The 22347-nt window shown below is 72.7% G+C and carries 19 protein-coding genes; 2 read left to right on the forward strand and 17 right to left on the reverse strand.

The features are described from left to right. Nucleotides 1-50 precede the first annotated feature (50 nt). The 6 genes from FM125_RS03335 to dapA all read right to left on the reverse strand — a co-directional run bounded on the left by FM125_RS03335 (nucleotide 51) and on the right by dapA (nucleotide 8516). Nucleotides 51-1190, reverse strand: a complete 1140-nt coding sequence (locus FM125_RS03335) for a hypothetical protein (protein WP_087133635.1) — start codon at nucleotides 1188-1190, stop codon at nucleotides 51-53. Between the two features lie 119 nt (nucleotides 1191-1309). After that, nucleotides 1310-1861 carry a CinA family protein gene (locus tag FM125_RS03340; protein WP_067189870.1) on the reverse strand — a complete coding sequence of 184 codons (552 nt, stop codon included), beginning with the start codon at nucleotides 1859-1861 and terminating at the stop codon, nucleotides 1310-1312. A 36-nt stretch (nucleotides 1862-1897) separates the two neighbouring features. Beyond that, the gene (locus tag FM125_RS03345) at nucleotides 1898-2572 is read right to left on the reverse strand and encodes a CDP-alcohol phosphatidyltransferase family protein (RefSeq protein WP_087133663.1); all 675 of its coding nucleotides are present in this window, start codon (nucleotides 2570-2572) and stop codon (nucleotides 1898-1900) included. After that, nucleotides 2569-5709: an FtsK/SpoIIIE family DNA translocase gene (locus FM125_RS03350; protein WP_087133636.1), complete on the reverse strand. Its 3141-nt coding sequence runs from the start codon at nucleotides 5707-5709 to the stop codon at nucleotides 2569-2571. Before FM125_RS03350 ends, FM125_RS03345 begins: the two co-directional genes overlap by 4 nt. A gap of 187 nt (nucleotides 5710-5896) precedes the next feature. Beyond that, entirely contained in the window at nucleotides 5897-7582 is a 1686-nt protein-coding gene (locus FM125_RS03355; protein ID WP_067189864.1) for a ribonuclease J, read from the reverse strand. A gap of 16 nt (nucleotides 7583-7598) precedes the next feature. Then, nucleotides 7599-8516 carry a 4-hydroxy-tetrahydrodipicolinate synthase gene (dapA, locus tag FM125_RS03360; protein WP_067189862.1) on the reverse strand — a complete coding sequence of 306 codons (918 nt, stop codon included), beginning with the start codon at nucleotides 8514-8516 and terminating at the stop codon, nucleotides 7599-7601. Nucleotides 8517-8683: 167 nt separating this feature from the next. Here dapA and FM125_RS03365 point away from each other — a divergent pair, with 167 nt between their 5' ends. Beyond that, nucleotides 8684-10009, forward strand: coding sequence for a heparan-alpha-glucosaminide N-acetyltransferase domain-containing protein (locus tag FM125_RS03365; RefSeq protein ID WP_245829764.1), 1326 nt, complete (start codon nucleotides 8684-8686; stop codon nucleotides 10007-10009). A gap of 72 nt (nucleotides 10010-10081) precedes the next feature. On the opposite strand, the gene FM125_RS03370 is transcribed toward FM125_RS03365, so the two are convergent. The 5 genes from FM125_RS03370 to rpsO all read right to left on the reverse strand — a co-directional run bounded on the left by FM125_RS03370 (nucleotide 10082) and on the right by rpsO (nucleotide 16077). Beyond that, the gene (locus FM125_RS03370; protein WP_425435779.1) at nucleotides 10082-10633 is read right to left on the reverse strand and encodes a hypothetical protein; all 552 of its coding nucleotides are present in this window, start codon (nucleotides 10631-10633) and stop codon (nucleotides 10082-10084) included. Continuing rightward, nucleotides 10626-11408, reverse strand: coding sequence for a 4-hydroxy-tetrahydrodipicolinate reductase (gene dapB / locus FM125_RS03375; RefSeq protein ID WP_087133638.1), 783 nt, complete (start codon nucleotides 11406-11408; stop codon nucleotides 10626-10628). Before dapB ends, FM125_RS03370 begins: the two co-directional genes overlap by 8 nt. A gap of 22 nt (nucleotides 11409-11430) precedes the next feature. Next, the gene (locus FM125_RS03380; protein ID WP_087133639.1) at nucleotides 11431-12750 is read right to left on the reverse strand and encodes a M16 family metallopeptidase; all 1320 of its coding nucleotides are present in this window, start codon (nucleotides 12748-12750) and stop codon (nucleotides 11431-11433) included. 510 nt (nucleotides 12751-13260) lie between these two features. Beyond that, a complete protein-coding gene (locus FM125_RS03385) occupies nucleotides 13261-15525 on the reverse strand; it encodes a polyribonucleotide nucleotidyltransferase (protein WP_087133640.1) in 2265 nt (754 codons plus the stop codon). Nucleotides 15526-15807: 282 nt separating this feature from the next. Further along, nucleotides 15808-16077: a 30S ribosomal protein S15 gene (gene rpsO / locus FM125_RS03390; RefSeq protein ID WP_070639323.1), complete on the reverse strand. Its 270-nt coding sequence runs from the start codon at nucleotides 16075-16077 to the stop codon at nucleotides 15808-15810. Nucleotides 16078-16269: 192 nt separating this feature from the next. Here rpsO and FM125_RS03395 point away from each other — a divergent pair, with 192 nt between their 5' ends. Next, nucleotides 16270-17409 carry a CPBP family intramembrane glutamic endopeptidase gene (locus tag FM125_RS03395; RefSeq protein ID WP_087133641.1) on the forward strand — a complete coding sequence of 380 codons (1140 nt, stop codon included), beginning with the start codon at nucleotides 16270-16272 and terminating at the stop codon, nucleotides 17407-17409. A gap of 194 nt (nucleotides 17410-17603) precedes the next feature. Here the strand turns inward: FM125_RS03395 and FM125_RS03400 are convergent, their stop codons facing one another. The 6 genes from FM125_RS03400 to truB are packed head-to-tail and all read right to left on the reverse strand — an operon-like array spanning nucleotide 17604 to nucleotide 22347. After that, a complete protein-coding gene (locus FM125_RS03400; RefSeq protein ID WP_087133642.1) occupies nucleotides 17604-18536 on the reverse strand; it encodes an NAD(P)/FAD-dependent oxidoreductase in 933 nt (310 codons plus the stop codon). A 58-nt stretch (nucleotides 18537-18594) separates the two neighbouring features. Continuing rightward, entirely contained in the window at nucleotides 18595-19608 is a 1014-nt protein-coding gene (locus FM125_RS03405; RefSeq protein ID WP_245829766.1) for a class I SAM-dependent methyltransferase, read from the reverse strand. Further along, nucleotides 19605-20570 carry a bifunctional riboflavin kinase/FAD synthetase gene (locus tag FM125_RS03410; protein ID WP_087133643.1) on the reverse strand — a complete coding sequence of 322 codons (966 nt, stop codon included), beginning with the start codon at nucleotides 20568-20570 and terminating at the stop codon, nucleotides 19605-19607. Before FM125_RS03410 ends, FM125_RS03405 begins: the two co-directional genes overlap by 4 nt. Then, entirely contained in the window at nucleotides 20571-20990 is a 420-nt protein-coding gene (locus FM125_RS03415; protein WP_070638424.1) for a hypothetical protein, read from the reverse strand. It lies immediately after the preceding gene. An 8-nt stretch (nucleotides 20991-20998) separates the two neighbouring features. After that, on the reverse strand, nucleotides 20999-21367 hold the full coding sequence (locus tag FM125_RS03420; protein ID WP_087133644.1) for a hypothetical protein: 369 nt from the start codon (nucleotides 21365-21367) through the stop codon (nucleotides 20999-21001). After that, nucleotides 21364-22347 (reverse strand): tRNA pseudouridine(55) synthase TruB, encoded by a 984-nt coding sequence (gene truB / locus FM125_RS03425; RefSeq protein WP_087133645.1) that lies wholly within the window; start codon nucleotides 22345-22347, stop codon nucleotides 21364-21366. Before truB ends, FM125_RS03420 begins: the two co-directional genes overlap by 4 nt.

A 22347-nucleotide genomic window follows, 5' to 3' on the forward strand; every position in this document is an offset into this window, starting at 1 on the left:
GCTCCTCCGGCCTCACTGGCCCCTGCATGTGTCAACAACGTCATGCCCTCCTACAAGTAGGTGGCCGTGCGGATCGCCGTGGAGTCGTCGAAGCTGGAGCCCACGGCGCCGGCGATCATGCCCATGGACGTGGCCAGCCACGCCAGGGCCACGTAGTCCCCCACCCCGGCGGAGCCGCCGAGCTCGGCCGCCAGGTAGCCCTGCGGGATGATCAGCCCTGCCACGAGTGCCAGGCCGAGGAACAGCCCCGCGTAGAGCACACAGACGGCGACCCCCACGGTGACCAGCGTGGCCGCATTGTCCAGGCCCGCCCGCCCCCGGCTGCCCGCCGAGTGAGTCCACATCCCGTTCGCGGTGATCAGCCAGATCACCAGCAGCGCGAGGGAGACCAGCATGACCGCGGTCAGCCGGCCGACCGACATCTCATTGGACAGCACCCAGATCGAGCCGAAGAAGACGCCGTAGGCGCCGACCGCCCCGGCCGAGGCCAGCGTCCAGCTCATCGACCGCGGCATCCGCAGCGGTCGGTTGGCGGCGACCATGCCCGAGAGCAGCCGCAGTCGACCGCGCAGCCCGCGGGCGAACACCGTCCCTGACCGTGTGCCGTCCGGCAGCAGGCCCTCCGTCTCGGCACGCGTCTCGGTGTGCGGCAGCGGGGTCAGCCCCGCACTGAGGTCCGTGCGGGTGTGACCCGAGTCCGCGTCGAACTCGAGGTCCTCGGCCACACCGACGTGCTCCTCCCCCAGGACATGGCCCACCACCCGCGCGAGGGTCTCGCGCAGACGATGGCGGATGCGAAGCACACCCAGCGCCGGCACGCAGACCACGGCCCAGCGCTCGGCGGGCACCACGTCCGCGACCACGCCACGGCCATCTTCGAAGCGGGGCAGGTCCACGACGGCCACCACGGTGTCCCACCCCTGCTGATCGGCCAGCTCGTGGACGGCCTCCGGCAGGATCATGCCGCCGTTTGCCGAGACCGGCAGCGCCCGTTCCACAACGCGCACCTCCCAGTCGGTCGCGTCCCCGAGCCGGGCGGAGAGCACCTCCGGCAGGGTCTGGGCCATGTCCTCGGCCAGCCGCAACGGCAGGCCCGGGTCGGCGACGAGCCCGACCACGTGGCGGCCGCCGCCGTCGGGAGCGGACTCATCCGGGCGGTGCAGGGGGTTCTCGGTGTCGCGCGGGGTCACCGGAGCACCGTACGGCCGGTGGGGGCGGGGATGTCGAGGGACCGGGGCCTGTCGGTCCGCTGTGAGCGTCCGGCCGACGGCATCGCACCGGCGGCGCGGCAGGCGTGGGTCCGCGCACGTCAGCGGCCGAGCAGCTCGGCCACCATGGCCAGCGCGGCCTGCGTGGACTGGGCCCGGATCTCCTCGCGGTCCCCGTCCAGCCGGAGGAGCCGGGCCGCCGTGACCGTCCCGTCCGCCTGCGGCTCACCGCGCTCGCCCACGACGACGGCCGCCCGATCCGCCAGATCCTCACCGACGGCCAGGCCCACCCAGACCGTCCCCACGGCCTTGCCCTGGTGCGGTTCCGGACCGGCGACGCCGGTGGTGGAGACCCCGATGTCCGCGCCGACGAGGCGGCGCGCGCCGGCGGCCATCTGGCGGGCGGTCTCCGGGTCCACGGCGCCGCGGGTGTCCAGCACCTGCGCGTCCACGCCGAGCACCTCGTGCTTCACGCGGTTCTGGTAGGCGACCACCCCGCCCTGCAGCACGGCCGAGGCCCCGGGAACGTCGGCCACGGCGGCCGCCACGCGGCCGGCGGTGAGGGACTCGGCGCAGGCCAGGGTCAGGCCCTGCTCCCTCAGCCCCCGGACCAGGGCGAGGAGGAAGGCGGAGGGCTGTGCCGTCGTCGTCATGTGGGTCTCCTCAGGGCACCGGCACCGGCACCGGACTCAGCGGGTCACGCGCCCGGAGGCGAGGGCCTCGCGGCGCAGCAGCACCGCCTGACGGACGTAGTCGACGCCGGTCACCACGGTCACCACGAGCGCGGCGCCGAGGAAGAACCAGCCGACAGAGGCCCACCAGAAGCCGAGGACCTCGAACAGGGGCATGGACAGGAAGCCGATGCCCGCGGTCTGCAGCACCGTCTTGAGCTTTCCGCCCCTGGAGGCCGGCATGACGCCGTACCTGATCACCACCAGGCGCAGCAGGGTGATCCCCCATTCGCGCACGAGGAACAGGACGGTGACCCACCACCACAGCTCGCCGAGCAGGGAGAAGACCACCAGGGCGGCGCCGGTGAGCAGCTTGTCCGCGATGGGGTCGGCGATCTTGCCGAAGTCCGTCACGATGCCGCGGGCCCGGGCGATGTCCCCGTCCAGCTTGTCCGTGTACATCGCCGCGGCGAAGAGCACGAACGCGATCCAGCGGGCGGCGGTGGAGCCCTCGCCCCACGGGCCGCCGGCCCAGAGCGCCCACACGAAGAACGGGACCATGACGATGCGCACCGCGGTGAGCACGTTCGGCAGGTTCCAGTTGGAGTGCTGAGGCGGGGTCTGCGAGGCCGCCGCCTGCTCGGAGGCGTCCGGCGGGGTCGGCGCGTCGGCACCGTTCACAGAGCCGCTCATCGGCCGGTCAGCTGCCATGCGTCCTCAGACCCCTCCGCGTCGTCCTCATCGTGCCATTGCTGGGCCTGAGGACGATTGTCCAGGTCCTCGGCCACCAGGTCACGGGCGCCGTCGCCCCCGGCGGCTCCGGCACCCGCGCCGGCACCGCCGGACGGGGCCTCGGCGGCCGGCGCGGGGGCAGGCTCCGGCGGGGCGTCGCCGCTGATGGTGGCGAGCACACCGGCCAACTCGTCCGGCTTGACCAGCACGTCGCGGGCCTTGGAGCCCTCGGACGGGCCCACCACGCCGCGGGACTCCATGAGGTCCATGAGGCGGCCGGCCTTGGCGAAGCCCACGCGGAGCTTGCGCTGCAGCATGGAGGTGGAGCCGAACTGGGTGGTGACCACCAGCTCCACGGCCTGCAGCAGCAGGTCCAGGTCGTCTCCGATGTCCTCGTCGATGACCTTCTCGGCCTTCTCCGGCACCACGTCGTCGCGGTACTGGACCTGCATCTGGGACTTCACGTGCTCCACCACGGCGTGGATCTCGGACTCGTTGACCCAGGCGCCCTGCACACGCATCGGCTTGGACTTGCCCATGGGCAGGAACAGGGCGTCGCCCTGGCCGAGGAGCTTCTCGGCACCGGGCTGGTCCAGGACCACGCGGGAGTCGGTCACCGAAGAGGTGGCGAACGCCATGCGGGAGGGCACGTTGGCCTTGATCAGGCCGGTGACCACGTCCACGGACGGCCGCTGGGTGGCCAGCACCAGATGGATGCCGGCGGCACGGGCCAGCTGGGTGATGCGCACGATCGCGTCCTCCACGTCACGCGGCGCGACCATCATCAGGTCCGCGAGCTCGTCCACGATCACCAGCAGATACGGGTACGGGCGCAGCTGACGCTTCGAGTCCGGCGGCAGCTGGACCTTCCCGGCGCGGACGGCCTTGTTGAAGTCGTCGATGTGCTTGAAGCCGAACGCGGCGAGGTCGTCGTAGCGGGTGTCCATCTCCTTCACCACCCACTGCAGCGCCTCGGCGGCCTTCTTCGGGTTGGTGATGATCGGGGTCACCAGGTGCGGGACGCCCTCGTAGGCGGTGAGCTCCACGCGCTTCGGGTCCACCATGACCATGCGGACGTCGTCCGGGGTGGCGCGCATGAGGATCGAGGTGATCATCGAGTTCACGAAGGAGGACTTGCCCGCACCGGTGGCGCCGGCCACGAGCATGTGCGGCATCTTCGCCAGGTTGGCCACCACGTAGCCGCCCTCCACGTCCTTGCCAACGCCCATGATCATCGGGTGCTCGTTGCGCTGGGCCGCCTGCGAGCGCAGGACGTCGCCGAGGACGACGACCTCCTTGTCCGTGTTCGGGATCTCGATGCCGATCGCCGACTTGCCCGGGATGGGGCTGAGGATGCGCACATCAGAGGACGCCACCGCGTAGGCGATGTTCTTCTCCAGGGCGGTGACCTTCTCCACCTTGGTGCCCGGGGCGACGTGCACCTCGTAGCGGGTCACGGTGGGGCCGCGGGAGAACCCGGTGACCTTCGCGTCCACCTTGAACTCCTGGAAGCAGGTGGTCAGCGCCTCCACGATCCGGTCGTTGGACTCCGAGCGCTCCTTCGGCGCCGGTCCGGCCGGCAGCAGGGAGGACTCGGGCAGCGTGTAGGACACGTCCCCGCCGAGCTCGAGCTGCTCGGTCTTGGCCGGGACGGACGGCACGGCCGGCACCGGCTCCGGGGTGGAGACGGACTGCACGGCCGGGGCGCCGGCGGCATCCGCGGACGACGACGGCCCCCTGCCGTCCGCGTCCGCCTCGCCGGACGCGTCGGTCCAGTCCTCGCCGGCATGCTTCGCCACCGGGCGGGCGGAGGCGCCCGCCTCCGCGGGGCGGGAGGCCTGCTGGGCACGGGCGTGCTCGCGGACCTGCTCGAGCGCGCGGTCCGCGGCGGTCGGGCGCTTCACGCCCGCCGGGACGGCCGGCAGCTCCTCGGTGTCCGGGCCGGCGGCCTCGTCCTCGGCCTCAGGGAAGTCCGCGGCGGCGTCGAAGACGTGGGAGCCGGAGCGGCGGCCAGCGTCGTCGAGCGGACGGGACAGCGCCTGGGTGGGCTGCTCGTCCGCGGGCACGGCGGCGGTCTCGTCCTCGTCCACGAGGGCCGAGTCGTAGGCGCGGGTCTGCGTGTACTCCGGCTCCACGGGCTCCTCGGCCCGGCGGCCGCGGCCGAACAGGCGGGCGAACAGACCGGGGCGCCGGGCCGGGGCCGGCGCGTCGGCGGTGCGGGAGGTGGAGTCCAGGTAGGACTGGTCGTGGTCCGGGTGCGTGCGACCCTCAGAGCCCTCGGTGCCGTCCTCGTCCGCGTGGCCCTCGCGGCGGGCCCGACGGGCGGCCTTGCGCTCGCGGGCGATCTCGGCGGCGGCCTGCGGGTCCTGCCCGGTGAGCCAGGCGTAGCCGGCGCGGAGGCGCTCGCCGATGGCCCCCAGCGGGGTGGCCGTGATGATGAGGAGGGAGAAGAACGCGAGGGCGATCATGACCGCCCACACGGGGACGGCCGTCAGCAGGGAGGCCAGGGGGCTGGTGGCGAGGTAGCCGACCATGCCGCCGGCGCGAAGCATGTCCTCGAAGGACTCGGCCGCCGAGGGCAGTCCCCCGGCGAGGTGGGCGATGCCGGAGCCTGCGACCGTGGCGACCAGCAGCCCGATGATGATGCGTCCGTTGGTCCGGTGCTCGGTGGGCGTGCGGAAGCAGCGTACGGCGATGATCACCAGGACGAAGGGGACGAGGAAGGCGAACCAGCCGACGGTGCCGGCCACCACCGCGTTGACGATGCGGCCGAACTCGGTGACGTCCCGCAGGCCCCACCACTCGACGGCGGCGACGAGCGCGGCCAGGAGCACGAGCAGGAAGCCGGTGCCGTCCCGGCGGTCCTCACGCGGGATGCGCACGTCCGGGCCGAGCTTGCGCACGACGGCGCCGACCGGGGTGGCCAGGGCCATCCAGATCGCGTGGAGGACCCGGACCGGCAGCGGCGGCCGGTCCAGGTCGACGGTGGTCTTGGTGGTCGCGCCCTTGCCTCGCGTGGAGCCCCCGGACCGGCGGGAGCCGGAGCGGGAACGGGTGGAGGAGGACGACGAGCGCGCGGGGGAAGTACGAGTCGCCATATCGCTCCTACGGTACCGCGAAGCCCCGCGGCGTCCCAGGAGGACACCGCGGGGCTTCGGGCGGCCGTGACGGGCCAGCGGGCCCGGGCGGTGCTGCCGGCGCGCGGCCCGTGTGGCGAGCGACGCGCGGCCGGCGCTACCAACACGCGACCGGCGTGCGGGCGACGCGCGGCCGGCTGCGTCCCGGTCAGGCCTCGATGACCACCGGGACGATCATCGGGCGGCGGCGCAGCTTGCGGTTGATCCAGGTGCCGATGGTGCGGCGGACGACCTGCTGCAGCTGGTGGGTGGTGTGCGTCTTCTCGGACTGCACGGCCTCCTCGAGCGCGCGGGCGATCTTGGGCTTGATGCCTTCGAACACCTTGGCGTCCTCGGCCACGCCTCGGACGTGGATGTCCGGGCCGGAGATGATCTTGCCGGACTGGCGGTTCACCACGGTGATGACGGAGACGAAGCCCTCCTCGCCGAGCACCATGCGGTCCTTCAGGTCCGCGTCCGAGATCTCGCCGATCGAGGAGCCGTCCACGTAGACGTAGCCGCAGTCGATCTCGCCGACGGCGCGGACGCGGCCGTCCGCCATGTCCACCACGGTGCCGTTGGCGGCCAGGACGATGTTCTCCTCCGGCACGCCGGTCTTCTGCGCGATGCGGCCGTTGGCGATCAGGTGGCGGGTCTCGCCGTGCACCGGCATGACGTGACGCGGCTTGACGATGTTGTAGCAGTAGAGCAGCTCGCCCTCGGAGGCGTGGCCGGAGACGTGCACCTTGGCCATGCCCTTGTGCACCACCTGCACGCCCAGCTTCATGAGGGCGTTGATGATGCGGAAGACGGAGTTCTCGTTGCCCGGGATCAGCGAGGAGGCGAGGACCACGAGGTCGCCCTCCTCCAGCTGGACCTGGTGGTCGCCGTTGGCCATGCGGGACAGGGCGGCCATCGGCTCGCCCTGGGAGCCGGTGCACATCAGCACGACCTCGTCGTCCCGGTACTTGTCCACCTTGCGGGCGTCGATGAGCAGGCCGTCGGGCACGTCCAGGTAGCCGAGCTTCGAGGCGATGCCCATGTTGCGGATCATCGAGCGGCCGACGAAGGCGACCTTGCGGCCGTGCTTCGCGGCCGCGTCCAGGACCTGCTGCACACGGTGCACGTGCGAGGAGAAGGAGGCCACCACGATCCGCTGCCTCGCGTCCGCGAAGTAGCGCTCGATGGTCGGGCCGATCTCCTTCTCGGTCATGGTGAAGCCCGGGACCTCCGCGTTGGTGGAGTCCGTCATGAACAGGTCCACGCCCTCCTCGCCCAGCCGGGCGAAGGCGCGCAGGTCCGTGATGCGGCCGTCGAGCGGCAGCTGGTCCATCTTGAAGTCGCCGGTGTGCAGGATGGTGCCCGCGGCGGTGCGGACGAACACGGCGAGCGCGTCCGGGATGGAGTGGTTGACGGCCACGAACTCGCACTCGAAGGGGCCGAACCGCTCGGTGTCCCCCTCCTTCACGGCGAGGGTGAGCGGCTTGATGCGGTGCTCCTCGAGCTTGGCCTCGATCAGGGCGAGGGTGAGCTGGGAGCCGATCAGCGGGATGTCGGACTTGAGCCGCAGCAGGTACGGCACGGCACCGATGTGGTCCTCGTGGCCGTGGGTGAGCACGATGCCCACGATGTCCTCCAGCCGGTCCTTCAGGTAGGAGAAGTCCGGGAGGATCAGGTCGACGCCGGGCTGGGTGTCCTCGGGAAAGAGGACGCCGCAGTCGACGACGAGGATCTTGCCGTCGATCTCGAAGGTGACCATGTTGCGGCCGACCTCTTCGAGACCTCCGAGCTGCACGATCCTAAGTGCGCCCTTCTTGAGCTTGGGCGGGGTCTGCAGGCGTGCGCCTGAGGGCATGGTGTGGGTTTCCCTTCTAGAAGGTGATGCCGGCCTCCGCGAGGTCGGCGCGGATGATCGAGAGCTCGTCCGAGGTGGCCTCGACGAGCGGCAGCCGCACGGTGGCGGCCGGGATGACGCCCTGGGCGGCGAGGACGGCCTTGGCGGCGACCGCGCCCTGGACGTGGGTCATGATTGCGCGCTGGACCGGGTCCAGCTCGAAGTGGGCCTTCCGGGCGGCGGCGATATCGCCGGCGTTGGCGGCGTCCACGAGCTCGCGGTACTTCGCGGGGGCCACGTGGGCGGACACGGAGACGACGCCCACGGCGCCCAGGGACATCAGCGGCAGGGTGGCGCCGTCGTCGCCGGAGTAGACCACCAGGTCGGTCTCGGCCAGGACGGTGGTCGTGGACTGCAGGTCGCCCTTGGCGTCCTTGAGTGCCACGATGTTCGGGTGCTCGGCCAGGGACAGGAGCGTCTCGGCCTGGATCGGCATCACGGAGCGGCCCGGGATGTCGTAGAGCATGATGGGCAGGTCGACCTTGTCCGCGACCGCACGGAAGTGCGCCGCGATGCCGGCCTGCGGGGGCTTGTTGTAGTACGGGGTCACCAGGAGCAGGCCGTCCACGCCGGTCTCGGCGGCCGCCTGGCTCAGGTGCAGCGAGTGGTTCGTGTCATTCGTGCCGGTGCCGGCGACGACCTTCGCGCGCCCACCGACCGCCTCCACGACGGCGCGGAACATGGCGACGTTCTCCTCGTCCGTGAGGGTCGAGGTCTCGCCGGTGGTGCCGGTGACCACGAGACCGTCGGCGCCGTTGTCCACCAGGTGCTCGGCGAGCGCCTGGGCGGCGTCCAGGTCCACGGAGCCGTCCGGCCGCATGGGCGTGACCATGGCGGGCACGACGGTGCCGAACACGGGGTCGACGGGTGCGAGGCTGGCGCGGATCTCACTCATGGGTCCAGCCTACCGCCCGCCACCTGGGAGAATGAGGCCGTTCCGCCATGCGGAGACGCACCGCCCGCCGTCCGCCGCCGTCTCGGGAGCCTGCCGTGACCTCTGCCTCCTCCCCCGCCTCCGGGCGCGGCCCCGCGTCGGTTCGACCGGCCCGTCGTGTGCGGGGCGTGGACGCCGTCCGCGGGCTGGCGGTGCTGGGCATGGTGGCCGTGCATGTGGGGAACCCGACCGCAGCGGACGGCTCGCCCTCTTGGGAGCACCTGGCGTTCGCCGGGCTCGCCTCGGCGGTGTTCGTGGTGGTTGCCGGCGTCTCCCTCGCACTCAGCTGGCCCTCCCCCGGCTCCGCCGGCCTCCCGACGACGGACCCTCACCCCCGGCGGACCACCCGCCTCCTGGTCCGCGCGGGGCTGCTGTTCCTGCTCGGGCTGCTGCTGGGCCTGCTCGAGTCCCCCGTGGCGGTCATCCTGTGCCACTACGGCGTGCTGTTCGCGCTGGCTCCTGCCCTGCTGCGGCTGCGGGTCCGGACTGCGCTGGCCGCCGGCGTGGCCTGGACCCTGCTCGGACCCGTGGCCGTGTTCGCCCTGACCGCGCTGGGCTGGTCCTTCCTCGGCCGGACCGCCGTGTCCGTGGACGGCCGGCTCTGGACCTCGCCGGCTCCCGCCGACCTGCTCCGGCCCGGCGTGCTGCTCTCGGACCTGCTGCTCACCGGCTACTACCCGGTGCTGGCCTGGGGCGGTTTCCTGATGCTGGGCATCGGCCTGGGCCGCGCCGTCGAGGCCGCCCGGGACCGGGGAGAGCTGCCGCGTGCCGCGGGGCGGATGCTGGCGGCAGGCGCGGCGGCCTGGGGAGCCGGTGCCGCCGTGTGGCTGGCCCTCCCCCGCGACGAGTCCCTGCGGGTGCGGATCTCCACGGCCACGGGCGTGGACCTTCAGACGCTGCGGGCCACCCTGCTGACCGGAGAGCACTCCCTGGTCTGGCTCATCCCGGACCCGCTGTGGCTGGCGCTGGCCGTGCCCCACGGCGGTGGCATGGGCGAGGCGGTGCGCGTCGCCGGGGCGGCCACGGCCCTGCTCGGTCTGGCAGTGCTGCTCGCCGACCGGACCGCGGCCGTCGTCCCCTCAGCCGTGGCCTCCGGGCCGCTGCGGGAGCGGGCATCGGGGCGGGTGCCGCTGCGGGAGCGGGCGTCGGGGCGGGTGCCGCTGCGGGTCCTGCCCGCGCCGCTCGAGGCGGTGGGACGGATCCCGCTCACCCTCTACGCCGGACACCTGATGGTGCTCGCACCCCTGGCCGACGCGGGGCTGCGGGGCCCGTCCGCCGTCTGCGCAGAGCCCGGCTGGTGCTGGAACACGGACGTGGCCGTGCTCGTGGCGTGGGCCGGCTGCCTCGCCGTGGCGCTGGCCTTCCGCCTGTGCCGGAGCAGGGGACCGCTCGAGGCTGGCCTGCAGGCGGCGGCGAGTGCCGTCGTCGGGAAGCGGGGGCCCGGACCACGCTGAGGCTGGCCGGCAGCGCCCGCCCCACAGGCGGACGCCCCGGACGGACCCGAACGGGGCGCGGAGGCTGAGCGGTCAGCTGCGGGCGGCGCGGGCGTCCTCGGTGAAGAGGCGGCCGGCGGTCTGGATCGCGCCGCGGGCGCGGCGACGGTCCCCGGAGGCGTCGTAGGCCAGGCCGAGCCGGTACCAGGCACGCCAGGACTGCGGGGCGGCCTCGGCCTCGATGCGGTAGGTCTCGAACTCGGCGTCCGCCGAGGCGCGGTCGATGCGGCCGCCGGGCGAACGCGGCAGGTCGTCCACCGGCAGGTTGCCCTCGGCGGCGAGGATCGCGGCCATGCGCTCGGAGAGCAGGCCGAAGCGGATCTCGCGCCACAGGGCCCACAGACCGACCGCCACGATGCCGAGCACGGCCACGCCGATCAGCTTCGCCACCGGCTGCGGGGCCATGACGAAGCCGATCGCCGAGTACACGGCCACGCCGGCGAAGAACAGCAGCAGCAGGGTGACCGCGGCCACCCCCACCTTGGTCAGCAGGGGACGCTGCGGCCGGGGCTCGCCGCCGGTGGCGGTGGCGTCCCGGCGGTCGGGAGCGTCGGCCGGCTCGTGCGGGGTGTGCGGGTCAGTCAAGGTCGAGGTATCCGTCCAGTCCGTACGTCAGGCCCGGGTGCGCGGCCACCCGGCGCAGGCCCAGCAGCACGCCGGGCATGTAGGCGCCGCGGTCGAAGGCGTCGTGGCGGACGGTGAGCTGCTCGCCGGGGCCGCCCATGAGCACCTCCTGGTGCGCCTCCAGCCCGCGCAGGCGCACCGCGTGCACACGCACACCGTCCACCTCCGCGCCGCGGGCGCCGTCCGGGTCACGCTCGGTGGCGTCCGGGCTCGGGGCCACGCCCGCCTCCGCGCGGGAGGCGGCGATCATCTCCGCGGTGCGCACCGCGGTGCCCGAGGGCGCGTCCAGCTTCGCCGGGTGGTGCAGCTCGACGACCTCCACCGACTCGAAGAACCGGGACGCCTTCGCGGCGAAGGCGGAGGCCAGCACGGAGCCGACCGAGAAGTTCGGGGCGATGAGCACGCCGACCTGCGGGTGCTGAGCAAGCTGGGCCTGCAGGCGCTCACGGCGCTGCTGGACCCAGCCCGAGGTGCCCACAACGGTGTGCAGGCCGTGCTCCACCGCGAACGCCACGTTGTCCGGGGAGGCGTCCGGGACCGTGAGGTCCACCACGTGCGTGGCCCCGGCCTCGACGACGCGCTCGAGGGGGTCCGTGGAGGTCAGCTCGGCGACCAGCTCCATGTCCTTTGCGGCAGTGACCGCCTCCACGGCACGGCGGCCCATCTTCCCGGAGGCACCCAGCAGGGCGACGCGGATCCGGGCGTTCTCGGCTGCGGGGGTGTACTCGGCACTCATGCGTACCAGCCTACGCGCCGGATCAGGCCTCCGGGCCGACCACGACGGACGCCCGCTCCCCCTCCACCAGGCGGGCGGCGACGGCTCGGACGTCCTCGGCGCCGACGGCACGGACACGGTCCAGGGAGCCGGTGAGATCCACGAACTCGCCGAGCACCAGCTCGGACCGGCCGAGGCGGGACATACGGGCACCGGTGGACTCCATGCCGAGCACCGTGCCGCCGCAGATCTGGCCGTGGGCGCGGTCCAGCTCCTCCGCGGTGACGTGCTCGGTGGCCATCCTCTCCAACTCGGCCACCATGAGGTCTGCGACCTCGCTGACGCGGGAGGGCTGGCAGCCCGCGTAGAGGCCGTAGTAGCCCAGGTCCGAGTAGCCCGCGGAGAACGAGTAGGTGGAGTACGCCAGCCCGCGACGCTCACGGATCTGCTGGAACAGTCGGGAGGACATGCCGCCGCCGAGGATCGCGTTCATCACGCCCAGGGCGAAGCGGTCCTCATCCGTGGTGGACAGCGAGCGGCCGCCCACCAGCACGTTGGCCTGCTCCACCTGCTTGGCGAAGCGGTGCATGCCGGGGGCGATCGACGCGGCCGCGCCAGCGGTGGTGTCCACGGCGCGGCGCGGGGCCGGGGAGGCTCCCTCGGGCAGGTCCCAGCCGGACCGGGACAGGGCCTCGAGGACCAGGCGGCAGACCTCGTCGTGCTCCAGACCGCCGGCGGCGGTCACCACGATCTCGTCCGGGCGGTACCAGTGCGCGTAGTGGTCCCACACGTGATCGCGGGTGACGCCGCGGATGGTGTCCGGGGTGCCGCCGATCGGGCGGGCCAGCGGGTGCGCCCCGAGCAGGACCTCCGCGAGGCGCTCGTGGGCGTAGTCCACGGGGTCGTCCGCGTCCATGGCGAGCTCCTCGAGGATCACGCCGCGCTCGGTCTCCATCTCGGCCGGGTCGATCACCGAGGAGGCCAGCATGTCCGTGAGGACCTCGATCGCCATCGGCAGGTCCTCGTCCAGCACGCGGGCGTGGTAGACCGTGGACTCCTTCGCCGTGCCGGCGTTGGACTCCCCGCCGACGCGGTCGAAGGCCGCCGCGATGTCCATCGCGCTGCGGGTGGGGGTGCCCTTGAACAGCAGGTGCTCCAGGAAGTGGGTGGAGCCGAACCCCTGCGGGGACTCGTCGCGGGAACCGACCGCCACCCAGTAGCCGATCGTCACCGAGCGCTGGTTCGGCATCGCCTCGGTCAGCACGCGCACGCCGCCGGGCAGCACGGAGCGGCGGATCTCACCGGCGCCGTCGTCCGCGAGCGTGCCGGTGTAGTCGAGGGGAATCTGTTGGATGGACGTCACCCGCTCCATTGTTCCGGACCCGGCGCGAGGGTGCGAACCGGGCGACCCGGTGCCAATCCTTCTTGCTCGCCGAACGCCCCGCCGTCACCCCGCGCCGAACCAGAGGAAGTGGGCACTTCCCGAATGCACGAAGGGGCCAAAGCTTCTGGCTCGGCGATCACCCCGGCGCCACCCCGCGGCGAACCAGAACAAACGGCTACTTCAGCGGGCCGTCAACCGGCCAAACCTTCTGGCTCGCCGAACCAGAAGAAGTGGGCACTTCCCGAGTGCACGAAGGGGCCGAACCTTCTGGCTCGGCGCGGCGCGCGGGGTGGCCAGCGGACGAGCTGCCCGAAGCGCACCCTCCTCCGAGCACGACGTCGGCCCCGCACCGACGAGCTGTCCGCTCGCCGGCACGGGGCCGTGCGTCAGGGCCGATCAGGCCGAGGGACCGTGCGGCCCTTCCCCTCACCGGGGCGGGCCGATCAGGCCGAGGGGCCGTGCAACCCCTCCCTCACCGGGGCGGGCCGATCAGGCCTCGGTCGACTCCGAGGACTCGACGGCGTCGGCGGTCTCCGCCTCGGCGCCGTCCTCGGCGACCACCGGGGCGAGCGAGAGCTTGCCGCGGTCGTCGATCTTGGTGATCTCGACCTGGACCTTCTGGCCCACGCCCACGACGTCCTCGACGTCGTCCACGCGCTTGCCGTCGTTGAGCTTGCGCAGCTCGGAGATGTGCAGCAGGCCGTCCTTGCCCGGGGTCAGGGACACGAAGGCGCCGAAGGTGGTCAGCTTCACCACGGTGCCGAGGTAGCGCTCGCCGACCTCGGGGACCTGCGGGTTGGCGATCGCGTTCACGGCGGAGCGGGCGGCCTCGGCGGAGGCGCCGTCGGTCGCGCCGATCAGCACGGTGCCGTCGTCCTCGATGGTGATCTCCGCGCCGGTGTCGTCCTGGATCTGGTTGATCATGGCGCCCTTGGGGCCGATGACCGCACCGATCTTGTCCTCCGGGATGCGCACCGCGATGATGCGCGGCGCGGTCGGGGCCATCTCGTCCGGGCCGTCGATCGCGGCGTTCAGCACGGACAGGATGTGCAGGCGGGCCTCACGGGCCTGGGTCAGCGCGGCGGCGAGCACGGAGGCCGGGATGCCGTCGAGCTTGGTGTCCAGCTGGATCGCGGTGACGAACTCGGAGGTTCCGGCCACCTTGAAGTCCATGTCCCCGAACGCGTCCTCGGCGCCGAGGATGTCGGTCAGGGCGGCGTACTGGGTCTGGCCGTCCACCTCGGCGGAGACCAGGCCCATGGCGATGCCGGCGACCGGGGCGCGCAGCGGCACACCGGCGTTCAGCAGGGACAGGGTGGAGGCGCAGACCGAGCCCATGGAGGTGGAGCCGTTGGAGCCGAGGGCCTCGGAGACCTGGCGGATCGCGTACGGGAACTCCTCACGGGAGGGCAGCACCGGCACCACGGCGCGCTCGGCGAGGGCGCCGTGGCCGATCTCGCGGCGCTTCGGGGAGCCCACGCGGCCGGTCTCGCCGGTGGAGTACGGCGGGAAGTTGTAGTGGTGGATGTAGCGCTTCGAGGTCTCCGGCGCCAGGGAGTCGATCTGCTGCTCCATCTTGAGCATGTTCAGCGTGGTGACGCCCATGATCTGCGTCTCGCCGCGCTCGAAGATCGCGGAACCGTGCACGCGCGGCAGGACCTCGACCTCGGCGGTGAGCTTGCGGATGTCAGTGAGGCCGCGGCCGTCGATGCGGACCTGCTCGCGCAGGATGCGCTGGCGCACGATCTCCTTGGTGACCGAGCCGAACGCCTTGGCGATCTCGCTGCGGCGCTCCTCGAACTCCTTGCCCTCTCCGGCGAGCTCCTCGATGACCTCGGCGTGGTAGGCGTCGGAGGCGGCCTCGCGCTCCTGCTTGTCGCCGATCGAGAAGATCTCGGTCAGGCGCTCGGAGGCGAGCTTCTCCACGGCGGCGTAGGCGTCGTCCTCGTAGTCCTTGAAGACCGGCACGTCCACCGGCTCCTTGCCGGCGCGGGCGGCCAGGTCGGCCTGGGCCTCGCACAGGGTGCGGATGAACGGCTTGGCGGCCTCGAGGCCCTCGGCCACGACCTCCTCGGTCGGGGCACCGGCGCCCTGATCCTTGATGAGGGTCCAGGCGTCCGGGGTGGCCTCGGCCTCGACCATCATCACGGCGATGTCGTCACCGGCGATGCGGCCGGCCACGGCCATGTTGAAGACGGCGTCCTTCAGCTGGGAGTGCTTCGGGAACGCCACCCACTGACGCTCGCCCATGCCGTTGTCCAGCAGGGCCATGCGCACGCCGCCGATCGGGCCGGAGAACGGCAGGCCGGAGAGCTGGGTGGACATGGACGCGGCGTTGATGGCCACGGTGTCGTAGATCTCGTCCGGGGCGATGGAGGTGACGGTCACCACGACCTGGACCTCGTTGCGGATGCCCTTGACGAAGGCGGGGCGCAGCGGACGGTCGATCAGGCGGCAGGTGAGGATCGCGTCGGTGGTCGGGCGGCCCTCGCGGCGGAAGAACGAGCCGGGGATGCGGCCCGCGGCGTACATGCGCTCCTCGACGTCCACGGTGAGCGGGAAGAAGTCGAAGCCCTCGCGCGGGGACTTGCCGACGGTGGTGGCGGACAGCATCGACGTCTCCTCGTCGATGTACACCATCGCGGCGCCGGCGGCCTGCTGGGCGAGGCGGCCGGTCTCGAAGCGGACGGTGCGCTTTCCGTAGGAGCCGTTGTCGATGACGGCTTCGGCGAACGTGATCTCAGGACCTTCCATGGTCCCTCCTTTCAGAGACGACGTCCCTGCACATCCGGAGGCACCGTCCTGGTCTTCGATCGAGGCCCTCGGCGTCCGCCTGCCCTGTGAGGGGGCGGGTCCGGGAGCCACTGTCGAGGACCGCGAAGGGTGCCGGCAGGGGCGTCGGGTACTTCGGTCGTGGTGACGCGACCGCGTCAGGTGTGCGGCCGTCGTCGTAGAACAGACTAGAGGCGGCACCGCACCGGGCGGGAGTCCCACGCCGGTCCGGTGCCGCCTCGTCATCGCCTGTTCAGCACTGCGTCACTTGCGCAGGCCGAGGCGCTCGATCAGCGAGCGGTAGCGCTCGATGTCGGTGTCCTTGAGGTAGCCGAGCATGCGACGACGGCGACCGACCATGGCCATCAGGCCGCGGCGGGTGTGGTGGTCGTGCTTGTGCTCCTTGAGGTGCTCGGTCAGGTCCTTGATGCGACGCGACAGGACCGCGATCTGCACCTCCGGCGAACCGGTGTCGCCCTCGTGGGTGGCGTACTCCTTGATGATCTGCTGCTTGACAGCCGGATCCAGGGCCATGGTGAACTCCTTGAGAGTTGTGCCGCGAACAGTGGGCCGGACGCCGGGCGTCCGGGATGCCCTCCACCGCGGACTGCAGCGGGCACCGACCCTCCAGCCTACACGACGACGGCGCCTCGCCCTTTCGTCGCGGGTGCGCCTCCGCCTCAGGGCGGCTCCGCAGCGTCCGGGTGCGTTGCTAGCGTCTTCCTCATGAGCCAGCCGCCGTACAACCCCGCCCTCGACGAGCCGCCGCGCCGGCCGGCCTCCCCCGAGCAGGCGCCCTCCGGGGTGCCGCCGCAGGGCATTCCTCCGCAGCAGGCGCCGTACGGCGTCATCCCACAGGGCGGGTTCGGGCCCCAGGGCTCCGGAGCGGCCACTGCCCCGTTCCCGCCGGCGGCTCCCCCACGGCCGGCCAGGCCGCTGGATCTGCCGCTGATCGGCGCGGACTACTCCCAGACCATGCGGACGCCGCGGCACCGCTGGTGGCATCCGCTGGGCTCGTTCGGCATCGCCCTCGGCCTGACGATCGTGTGGGTCGTGGTGGGAGGCCTCGCCATGGTCCCCGCGCTGGTCTCCTCGGCAGGCCCGGGCGTGCTCGACGCCCCGGACGCGGTGTACGACGCGGCCCTCGAGTCCGCACCGGTGGTCGCAGTCAACAACGTGATGCTAGCCGCGCTCATCCCCGTCGCCCTGCTGGCTGTGCACTGGGGCCACCCGGTGGCCGCCCGGTTCCTGCACTCGGTGACCGGGCGGGTGCGCTGGGCCTGGATACTGCGCTGCACGCTGGTGCTGCTGCCGGTCTACCTCGTCTACGTGGTGGGCACCTGGGCGCTGACCGGGGCGGTGGTCCTGCCGCGTTCCGAGGACTGGGTGTGGCTGTTCCTCATGGCGTTCGTGCTCACCCCGTTCCTGGCGGCGGGTGAGGAGTACCTGTTCCGCGGCTGGGTGCTGGCCTCCGTGGGCTCCTGGTTCCGCCGCCCGCTCGTCGGCTGGATCGTCGGCGGTCTGGTCTCCACGGCGGTCTTCGCCCTCGCGCACGGGTCCCTCGACGTCTGGATCCTGCTGGACCTGGGCGCGTTCGCCGCGGCCGCCGTCTGGTTGACGTGGCGCACCGGCGGACTCGAGGCGGCGATCGCCCTGCACGTGGTGAACAACGTGGTGGTGATCGCCGTCGGCACGCTGGTCGGCACCGCCGCCGACTCGTACGTGGACCCGTCCACCGGCGGCGACCCGGCGACGGCCCTGGTGTCCGTGGTGTTCTCGGCGGGCTGCGCCGCGCTGCTGGGGTGGCAGGCCTCGCGCGCCGGCATCGAGCGGACCGTTCCGGTGGAGGTCGGCGCCCGCCCCTGATGCGTTTTCGCTGACGAAATGGGAGGCGTCCGGCGGCGCTCCGGCCCACTGTTCGCCCGCCTTCGGCACGTTCGCTGACGAAATAGGAGGTGTCAACGATGCCCCGCCCGATAGTTCCCCTCCCTCCACACTTTCGCTGGTGAAATGGGAGGCGCCCGCTTCCCATTTCGCTAGCGAAAACGAGAGGGGTGGGCTCAGAGGGATGCCTCGAGCAGGGCCGCGGCCTCGTCTGCGCAGCCCCAGGACAGGGTGACGCCGGCGCCGCCGTGGCCGTAGCAGTGCACCACCGGAGTGGATCCCCGCGTCTCGGCCTCCAGCCGGACCGCAGGCCGCACCGGCCGCAGCCCCACCCGGTGCTCGCGCACCTGCGCCCCGGCCAGTTCCGGCACCAGCTTCACGGCGCGGTCCAGGACGGCCGCCCCGATGGCCGGGTCCGGGTCGATCCGGGTGTCCGCCGGGTCCGAGGTGCCGCCCACCACGATGTCCTTCTCCCGCGGGAACACGTAGACCGGCTGCTCACCGGTCTGGTCCAGCGCCCAGCGGGTCAGACCGCACTGCCGCAGCAGCAGGATCTGCCCGCGCGCGGTGGACATGCTCGGATCCGGCAGCAGCTCGCGCGCCCCCAGCCCGGCGGCCACCACGGTGGGCACGCCGTCGTCCGGGACCGCCTGAAGCCGCCGCCGCTCGATCCGCCCGCCGAGCGCCTCGACCTTCCGCACCAGCCAGCCCAGGTAGACGCTCGTGTCCGCCAGCGGCGCGGCGAAGGCCCAGCCTCCCCCGGGCTCTCCGTCCCGCCCGGCCACGCGACGGAAGTCCAGCACCTCCGCCGCCCACGCCGGGTCCGGCAGCGCGTCCACGCCGACCTCGGTGCCGTCCACCAGGTGCACGCCGGAGGCCGGCTCTGCCTCGGCCAGCCGGATCAGTTCCCGCAGCGTCTGCACACCCCACGCCGTCACCCGCTCCACGGGTGCGGCCAGGTAGGGGTACCAGAGGGCGCCGGCCACCCGGGAGGTCGTCTGCTGCGGGTCCTGCTCCGTCAGCACGGTCACCCCGTGCCCGGCCTCGAGCAGGCGCACCGCGCAGCTCAGCCCGATCACGCCCGCACCGATCACCCGCACCCGTGCCATGTCCGTCCTCCTCGCCTCGGCAGCCCGGCCATCACAGCGGCCCTGCTCCCAGCCTGCCTCAGCGGCGCCGCGGCCGCCGTGCCCGCCACGCGACGGTCAGATACGGCACCGTGAGCACCGCCTCCTCGGCGTGCCCCAGGTGCTCATGCAGGTACCAGCGCAGGTTCGCGGTCATCCTCTCCCGCGTCGGCTCCTTCGCCCGCAGCCAGTAGGACCGCGACGCCATCAACCCGTGCAGCTGCGCCGGTGTCAGGTCCGTGGACCAGCTCCAGCGCGCGTGCTCCTCGGGCCCGAACGGTGCGGCGAACCGACGCTGCTGCGGCGCGGCGGCGTGGACGTCTCCGGCATGCATGATGCGGGTGAGCCGGTGGACCCACGGCACGGTGGTGTCCAGCTGGTTCCACACCGCCGCCAGCCTCCCTCCCGGCCGCAGCACACGCGCCGCCTCGGCGCTCGCCGCCGGCACGTCCACCCAGTGCCAGGCCTGGGCCGCCACCACGACGTCGGCACCGGCCTCCGCCAGGCCCGTCGCCTCCGCGGTGCCCGGCAAGGCGCGGATGCGCCCGGTCGGTCCCGGTCCGGACACCCGCCCGGCGGCGCGCCTCGGTGCGGCTGACGCCGGCCCGGGCGTGTCAGGCACCGGCCCGGGTGTGTCAGAGACCGGCCCGGGCGCGTCCGCCACGTCCCTGGCAAGTACGGCGCGCATGGCTGCGGACGGTTCGACGGCCACCACCGAACCGACCTCCTCCACCGGCCGGGCGGTGAGCAGCCGGGTGAACAGGCCGGTGCCGGCGCCGAGGTCCACCACGTCCAGGGGCGCCTCCAGCCCCTCGAGCACCCAGTCCACGGCGGCCTCCGGGTAGGAGGGGCGGACGGCGTCGTAGTGCTCGCCCTCCTGCACCGTCACGTCGAAGGGGTTCACCCCGCGGGTGCGGGTGATCGCGGCCCGGCCCGGCAGGGACGGGACGGCGGGTGCGGCACCGGTGCCGCCGGCACCGGCCGACGCCTCCCCGCCCCGGTCGGAGGCGAGATGCCCCGCAGCGGGTGGGGGTCCGTCGTCGGGAAGGATCACGAGGAGGCGAGGATCGCGCGGACCTGCTCGACATCGTCGTGCATCTGGGCGATCAGCCTCTCCACGCCCTCATAGGCGACCATCCCGCGGATGCGCGCGACGAACTCGACGTCGATGTGCTTGCCGTAGAGGTCGAAGTCCTCGACCTGCTCGTCCGGGCGGTCGATCACGTGCGCCTCGACCACACGGCTCACGCCCTCGAAGGTCGGGTTGGTGCCGACCGAGATGGCGGCGGGCCAGACGCCGCCCTCGCCGTCGCGGACCCAGCCGGCATAGACGCCGTCCGCCGGGATCATGCCCTCGGAGTCGGCCGCCAGGTTGGCGGTCGGGAAGCCGAGCTCGCGGCCGCGGGCGCAGCCGTGCACGACCTCGCCGGAGACCACGTGGTTGCGGCCCAGGACCGCGGCCGCCTCCGCGACCTCGCCGGCGGCCAGCGCCTCGCGGACCCACGTGGACGAGCAGCGGCGGTCCGGGTGCTCCGGCAGGTCCGCGGGGTACTCGTCCACCGCGATCACCTCGAAGCCGTGGGCGCGGCCCAGCTGCACCATCGTGTCGAAGTCGCCGGAGTTGTCCCGGCCGAAGCGGACGTCATGGCCCACCACCACCGCGGCGGCGTTCAGGCCGTCCACGAACATCGAGCGCACGAACTCCTCCGGGGTCTGCCGGGCGAACTCGAGCGAGTAGTGCTGCTGGAGCACGGCGTCCACGCCGGCGGCCTCGAGCAGGGCGATCCGCTGGCGTGGGCTGACGATGTCCTCGTGCACCACGTGCGGCAGATGCACGGCGCGCGGGTGCGGGGCGAAGGTCACCACCACCGCGGCATGGCCGCCGGCACGGGCGCGCTCCACCACGGAGGCCAGCACCTGACGGTGGCCGCGGTGCACGCCGTCGAAGTTCCCGAGCGCGACGACCGTGCTCGGCAGGTCCGCCGGCACCTGGTCCAGCGAGGTCCACAGCTTCATTCAGGACTCCTTCGGCTCGCGGTGGGTCAGCAGCCACGCCAGGCCCACGATCGGCAGCACCAGCGGCACGTAGCCGTAGCCGGCGCCGAAGTGCGACCACACGGTGGCATCCGCGAACAGCTCCGGGTGCAGGACGGTGGCCAGGCCCACGCCCACCACGCCGACCAGCTCGATCAGCACGGCCACCAGGGAGACCAGCCACGCGGTGCGGCCGATCCGAGCCAGGGAGACGGTGGCCACGATGTACACGATCGCCGCGAACGCCGAGAGCACATAGGCCACAGGGGCACGGTCGAAGTGGCTGAGGATCTGGAAGAGGCTGCGGGCCAGCGCCGAGAGGGCGAAGACGGCGTAGACCATCACGATGATGCGGCCCAGCCCCTGGTTGCGGCGCGGCGGGGTCTGCAGTTCGGTGCTCATGGTCCTCCTCACCACTGTCCGTACCAGATGACCTGCATGCGGTGGAGCATGACCACCACGGTGGGGCCGGCGACGGCGAGCACCACGTTGGCCCACCGGGTCTTGTCCGTGATCGCCCAGGCCACGGCGAGCGGCGGGATCAGCAGGGCCGTGATCACATAGCCCCAGAACTCCCAGCCCGGACCGTTGAGGGTGTCCCCGGAGAACTGCCGGATCGCGCCGGCCACACCGTAGACGATCAGGAACAGTTCGACGGCGGCGGCCGAGAGGATCGCCGAGTCCGCCGGGTGGCGGCGCACGGCCGCCGCCACGAGGCAGATCAGCAGGGACAGGACGCCGATGACGGTGCCCGTCCAGAACCAGGCGTCCAGGATCACGGGCGGGGCTCCTTCTGTTCGTCCTGTTCGGCGGCGCCCGGGCCCTCCGACGGGGAGAACACCAGGTGCGGACGCGCGATGTCCTTCCCGCGACGGCGGGCGTCCTTGATCAGGGCGACGACGGTGCCGTCGCCGCGGCGGGCGGCGGTGAGCTCCTCACCGGTGGCCGTGGGCTCGATCGCGCGGCCGAAGGAGAGCTCCTCGGCCTCGGCGTCGGAGACCTCCCGCACGGGGAACAGGTCCGCGGTGGCCGCGGAGAGCTCGGTCATGGCGAAGCGCTCGGCGAGGGCCTCGAGGCTGTGGGCGTCGGCCACGTCGAACGGGCCGACCCTGGTGCGCCGCAGCATGGTCAGATGGCCGCCGACCTCGAGGGCCTCCCCCAGGTCGCGGGCCAGGGCACGGATGTACGTGCCGGAGGAGCAGTGGACGCGCACGTGAAGGTCCACCACGCGGCCGTCGTCCAGGCGGCGCATCTCGAGCACGTCGAAGGAGTGCACGGTGACGGGACGGGCGTCGAGCTTCACGTCCTCGCCCGCACGGACGCGGTCGTAGGCGCGGCGGCCGGCCACCTTCACGGCGGACACGGCGGAGGGGACCTGCTCGATGTCCCCGGTGAGGGCGGCGACCTGCTCGGCCACCCGCTCCTCGGTGACGGCGTTCGCCAGGCGGGTCTGCAGGACCTCGCCCTCGGCGTCGTCGGTGACGGTGGAGACCCCGAGCCGCACGGTGGCCTCGTAGACCTTGTCCGTGCCGGTGATGGAGGTCAGCAGGCGGGTGGCCTTGTTGACCCCGACCACGAGCAGGCCGGTGGCCATGGGGTCGAGGGTGCCGGCGTGGCCGACCTTGCGGGTCCCGGCCAGGCGGCGGATGCGCCCGACCACGTCGTGCGAGGTCCAGCCGCCGGGCTTGTCGACGAGGACAACCCCCGACGCCTCGGTGCCCGGGGCGTCGGGGGCTGCTGCGGTGCGCTGAGAGCTCAC

Origin of the sequence: Micrococcus lylae (assembly GCF_900163825.1) — a bacterium.
GTDB classification, from domain to species: domain Bacteria; phylum Actinomycetota; class Actinomycetes; order Actinomycetales; family Micrococcaceae; genus Micrococcus; species Micrococcus lylae.

What these genes read in the sequence shown, in the direction of transcription:
- FM125_RS03340 (WP_067189870.1), bottom strand. Translation starts at nt 1,861, where the DNA reads ATGACGACGACGGCACAGCCCTCCGCCTTCCTCCTCGCCCTGGTCCGG.
- FM125_RS03345 (WP_087133663.1), bottom strand. Translation starts at nt 2,572, where the DNA reads ATGAGCGGCTCTGTGAACGGTGCCGACGCGCCGACCCCGCCGGACGCC.
- FM125_RS03350 (WP_087133636.1), bottom strand. Translation starts at nt 5,709, where the DNA reads ATGGCGACTCGTACTTCCCCCGCGCGCTCGTCGTCCTCCTCCACCCGT.
- FM125_RS03355 (WP_067189864.1), bottom strand. Translation starts at nt 7,582, where the DNA reads ATGCCCTCAGGCGCACGCCTGCAGACCCCGCCCAAGCTCAAGAAGGGC.
- dapA (WP_067189862.1), bottom strand. Translation starts at nt 8,516, where the DNA reads ATGAGTGAGATCCGCGCCAGCCTCGCACCCGTCGACCCCGTGTTCGGC.
- dapB (WP_087133638.1), bottom strand. Translation starts at nt 11,408, where the DNA reads ATGAGTGCCGAGTACACCCCCGCAGCCGAGAACGCCCGGATCCGCGTC.
- FM125_RS03385 (WP_087133640.1), bottom strand. Translation starts at nt 15,525, where the DNA reads ATGGAAGGTCCTGAGATCACGTTCGCCGAAGCCGTCATCGACAACGGC.
- rpsO (WP_070639323.1), bottom strand. Translation starts at nt 16,077, where the DNA reads ATGGCCCTGGATCCGGCTGTCAAGCAGCAGATCATCAAGGAGTACGCC.
- FM125_RS03395 (WP_087133641.1), top strand. Translation starts at nt 16,270, where the DNA reads ATGAGCCAGCCGCCGTACAACCCCGCCCTCGACGAGCCGCCGCGCCGG.
- FM125_RS03400 (WP_087133642.1), bottom strand. Translation starts at nt 18,536, where the DNA reads ATGGCACGGGTGCGGGTGATCGGTGCGGGCGTGATCGGGCTGAGCTGC.
- FM125_RS03410 (WP_087133643.1), bottom strand. Translation starts at nt 20,570, where the DNA reads ATGAAGCTGTGGACCTCGCTGGACCAGGTGCCGGCGGACCTGCCGAGC.
- FM125_RS03415 (WP_070638424.1), bottom strand. Translation starts at nt 20,990, where the DNA reads ATGAGCACCGAACTGCAGACCCCGCCGCGCCGCAACCAGGGGCTGGGC.